We start from the raw sequence: 3,833 nt of genomic DNA on the forward strand, positions 1-3,833 counted from the left end.
CAATAGAGCAGCTTGCCGTTGTCCTCGCCGTTGCGGGTGTCAGTCATTCGTTCGATCCAAATCCGATAGGCTTGCAACACAAGATGAAGGCTATTGCGGGCTTTTTCAAGCCCGCCGGTGATCGGACAAGCCGACCACCCCTATTTTGAGTTGCTTAATTAAGCGGGGCGCTGGGTGATCACTTCGTCGATCAAGCCGTAATCACGGGCGGCTGTCGCGCTCATGAAGTTGTCGCGGTTGGTATCGCGCTCGATTTCTTCCAGAGTACGGCCGCTGTGCTGGGCCATCAGCGTATTGAGACGCTCGCGGATGAACAGGATTTCCTTGGCATGGATTTCGATATCCGAAGCCTGGCCCTGGAAACCGCCCAGCGGCTGGTGAATCATTACTCGCGAGTTCGGCAGGCAGTAACGCTTGCCAGGTGCACCTGCCGTCAGCAAAAACGCGCCCATGCTGCACGCCTGACCGATACAGGTGGTCGATACGTTGGGTTTGATGAACTGCATGGTGTCGTAGATCGACATGCCCGCTGTCACCGAACCGCCCGGGGAGTTGATATAGAGATGGATGTCCTTGTCCGGGTTTTCCGCTTCAAGGAACAGCAGTTGCGCACAGATCAGGTTGGCCATGTAGTCCTCTACCGGACCCACCAGAAAGATCACTCGCTCCTTGAGGAGACGCGAGTAGATGTCATAGGCGCGCTCGCCACGAGCAGATTGCTCGACAACCATCGGGACCAGACCGCCTGCGGCCTGGATATCAGAGTTCTGCTGAATATAAGAATTACGGAACATGCTCTGCAGTCACTCCCAAAATAGTTATGTCTTGAAAACGCATAAGCCAGCACGAAGGCTGGCTTATGGTGTGTACTTCTTACCGCAAAGACAATCAGTCGGCTTGTGGAGCTTCTACCGGCTTGACCGCTTCTTCGTAAGAGACCGACTTGTCGGTCACGCTAGCTTTCTGCAGAACAGTATCCACAACTTGTTCTTCCAGCACAACCGAACGAACTTCGTTCAGTTGCTGGTCGTTCTTGTAGTACCAGGACACAACTTGCTCAGGTTCCTGGTAGGCCGAAGCCATTTCCTGAATCATTTCGCGAACGCGGGTTTCGTCTGGCTTGAGGTCGAATTGCTTGACCACTTCAGCCACGATCAGACCCAGCACTACGCGGCGCTTGGCTTGCTCTTCGAACAGCTCGGCTGGCAGTTGGTCAGGCTTGATGTTGCCGCCGAACTGCTGAACAGCCTGCACGCGCAGACGGTCAACTTCGTTGGACAGCAGGGCCTTAGGCACTTCGATCGGGTTGGTGGCCAGCAGACCATCCATTACCTGATTCTTGACCTTGGATTTGATTGCCTGGCGCAGTTCGCGCTCCATGTTCTTGCGAACTTCGGTGCGGAAACCGTCCAGACCGCTTTCCTTGATGCCGAATTGAGCGAAGAATTCTTCGGTCAGTTCTGGCAGCTTTGGCTCGGAAACAGTGTTCACGGTAACGGTGAACTCAGCGGTTTTGCCAGCCAGGTCGAGGTTTTGATAGTCCTCAGGGAAAGTCAGGTTCAGAACGCGCTCTTCACCGGCTTTAGCGCCAACCAGACCGTCTTCGAAACCCGGGATCATGCGGCCGGAACCCAGAACCAGCTGAGTACCCTTGGCGGAACCGCCAGCGAACACTTCACCGTCGACCTTGCCGACGAAATCGATGTTCAGTTGGTCTTCGTTTTGAGCAGCGCGATCGGCCACTTCGAAACGGGTGTTCTGCTTGCGCAGGATGTCCAGCATTTTGTCCAGATCGGCATCAGCCACGTCAGCGCTCAGGCGCTCTACGGCGATACCGTCGAAACCGGCAACGGTGAACTCAGGGAACACTTCGAATACGGCAACGTATTCCAGGTCCTTGCCCGCTTCCAGGGATTTTGGCTCGATCGATGGCGAACCAGCCGGGTTCAGCTTTTGCTCGACCACTGCTTCGTAGAAGGAAGACTGGATCACGTCGCCTACAGCTTCCTGGCGAGCTTCAGCGCCGAAACGACGCTTGATTTCGCTCATTGGCACTTTGCCTGGACGGAAGCCAGCAATCTTGGCCTTTTGGGCAGTCTGCTGCAGACGCTTGTTGACCTGAGTCTCGATGCGCTCAGCCGGCACGGTGATGCTCATGCGGCGCTCAAGAGCAGAAGTATTTTCAACAGAAACTTGCATGGATATTCCTCGTTGCACAGACGTTAGCCGGCCGTTTCCGACCCCAGAATCAAGGGCATGCATTCTAGTGGGTCAAACTCAAGAAGTCACCCCACTGAAAACGGGTAAAAAAGCAGCAGGCAATTTATAGGTGCGAATGCACGGATGCACCTCGCCCCGGTGGCAAATACAGCCAATCACGTCAGGGCTCTGCGCCAACCCTTCTTTATATAGAAGAGGCTGCCAATCATCTCCCTGACGGCCGATCTTGCGAACAAGGTCGGCGAGCAGCGCAGCATCATCGAGAAACATAAATACGACGAAACGCCCCACCCTGCGACCCAGAACCTGCAGCCGCCGAACACTCAAACCACTGAAACAAAAAAGGCGCCAGACTATTAATCTGGCGCCTTTCGAAATATGGGGTGGACGATGGGGATCGAACCCACGACAACGGGAGTCACAATCCCGTGCTCTACCAACTGAGCTACGCCCACCATATTGCGTGCCAAAGAAGCAAAAAACTTCTTTGTGAGCCCCAAGCATGCCAATGACACGAGTGAAGCTTTATTTGGTGCGGATGAAGAGACTCGAACTCTTACGCCTCGCGGCGCTGGAACCTAAATCCAGTGTGTCTACCAATTCCACCACATCCGCAGAGTGAAGCCTTTTAAAGCAAAGGCGCCAGACTGTTAATCTGGCGCCCTTTCGAAATATGGGGTGGACGATGGGGATCGAACCCACGACAACGGGAGTCACAATCCCGTGCTCTACCAACTGAGCTACGCCCACCATATCGCGTTACTTGTGCCAAAGCTGCCTAATGGCGCACCCGGCAGGACTCGAACCTGCGACCATCCGCTTAGAAGGCGGATGCTCTATCCAGCTGAGCTACGGGCGCTTTATTAATCTGTACTCTTGGAGGACTACAAACTAATCGCTTTTCAGTCTTGCAGAACCTTGATTCCGCTTGACCTTCTTAACCAGTGCTAGGCTGTGCCCGACAAGTGCGACGAATAGTATAGAGCCCCCCGGAGGTCGTCAAATCCTTTTTAAAAAAAATTCATTTAATTAAAGGAGTTAGGGGAATTTGCAGACCAAGCGCCTTTGCCCTCACCGCATGACATGCGAGAATGCGTTCTCTTTTTTTCCCCTCTCGATGGTTAATCACGCGCAATGACTGCACAACTAATCGACGGCAAATCGATCGCCGCCAGCCTGCGCCAGCAGATCGCCCAACGTGTCACCGAGCGTCGCCAGCAAGGCCTGCGCACGCCCGGCCTTGCGGTGATCCTGGTCGGCAGCGATCCTGCCTCTCAGGTTTATGTCTCGCACAAGCGTAAAGACTGTGAAGAGGTCGGCTTTCTATCCCAAGCTTATGACCTGCCTTCCGAAACCACTCAAGAAGCGCTGACCGAGCTGATCGATCGCCTGAACGACGATCCTGCAATCGACGGCGTTCTGCTTCAGCTTCCGCTTCCCGAACACCTGGATGCCTCCCGCCTGCTGGAGCGCATTCGTCCGGATAAAGACGTCGACGGGTTCCACCCTTATAACGTCGGTCGCCTGGCCCAGCGTATCCCGCTGCTGCGCCCATGCACCCCCAAAGGCATCATGACCCTGCTGGAAAGCACCGGAGCCGATCTCTACGGGAT

At 54.8% G+C, this 3,833-nt stretch carries 4 protein-coding genes and 4 tRNA genes; 1 reads left to right on the forward strand and 7 read right to left on the reverse strand.

The genetic code is table 11. From position 1 onward, the window contains the following. Nucleotides 1–158: 158 nt before the first annotated feature. The 7 genes from clpP to ACRESJ_RS07400 form a co-directional block, all read right to left on the reverse strand. Nucleotides 159–794: an ATP-dependent Clp endopeptidase proteolytic subunit ClpP gene (gene clpP, locus ACRESJ_RS07370; RefSeq protein ID WP_431757320.1), complete on the reverse strand. Its 636-nt coding sequence runs from the start codon at nt 792–794 to the stop codon at nt 159–161. A 94-nt stretch (nt 795–888) separates the two neighbouring features. Further along, nucleotides 889–2,199, reverse strand: a complete 1,311-nt coding sequence (gene tig / locus ACRESJ_RS07375) for a trigger factor (protein ID WP_431757321.1) — start codon at nt 2,197–2,199, stop codon at nt 889–891. Between the two features lie 78 nt (nt 2,200–2,277). Next, on the reverse strand, nt 2,278–2,511 hold the full coding sequence (locus tag ACRESJ_RS07380; RefSeq protein WP_431757322.1) for a hypothetical protein: 234 nt from the start codon (nt 2,509–2,511) through the stop codon (nt 2,278–2,280). An 88-nt stretch (nt 2,512–2,599) separates the two neighbouring features. Beyond that, nucleotides 2,600–2,675, reverse strand: a tRNA-His gene (locus ACRESJ_RS07385). 75 nt (nt 2,676–2,750) lie between these two features. Then, a tRNA-Leu gene (locus ACRESJ_RS07390) sits at nt 2,751–2,835 on the reverse strand. Nucleotides 2,836–2,894: 59 nt separating this feature from the next. After that, nucleotides 2,895–2,970, reverse strand: a tRNA-His gene (locus tag ACRESJ_RS07395). A gap of 32 nt (nt 2,971–3,002) precedes the next feature. Next, a tRNA-Arg gene (locus tag ACRESJ_RS07400) sits at nt 3,003–3,079 on the reverse strand. Nucleotides 3,080–3,354: 275 nt separating this feature from the next. On the opposite strand from ACRESJ_RS07400, the gene ACRESJ_RS07405 reads away from it, so the two are divergent. Further along, the coding region (locus ACRESJ_RS07405; protein WP_431757323.1) for a tetrahydrofolate dehydrogenase/cyclohydrolase catalytic domain-containing protein at nt 3,355–3,833 on the forward strand (479 nt) is incomplete at its 3' end.

Source organism: Pseudomonas sp., from assembly GCF_050739655.1.
Lineage (GTDB): Bacteria > Pseudomonadota > Gammaproteobacteria > Pseudomonadales > Pseudomonadaceae > Aquipseudomonas.

Coding starts and splice junctions, on each gene's coding strand:
- clpP (WP_431757320.1), bottom strand. CDS start 794: ATGTTCCGTAATTCTTATATTCAGCAGAACTCTGATATCCAGGCCGCA.
- tig (WP_431757321.1), bottom strand. CDS start 2,199: ATGCAAGTTTCTGTTGAAAATACTTCTGCTCTTGAGCGCCGCATGAGC.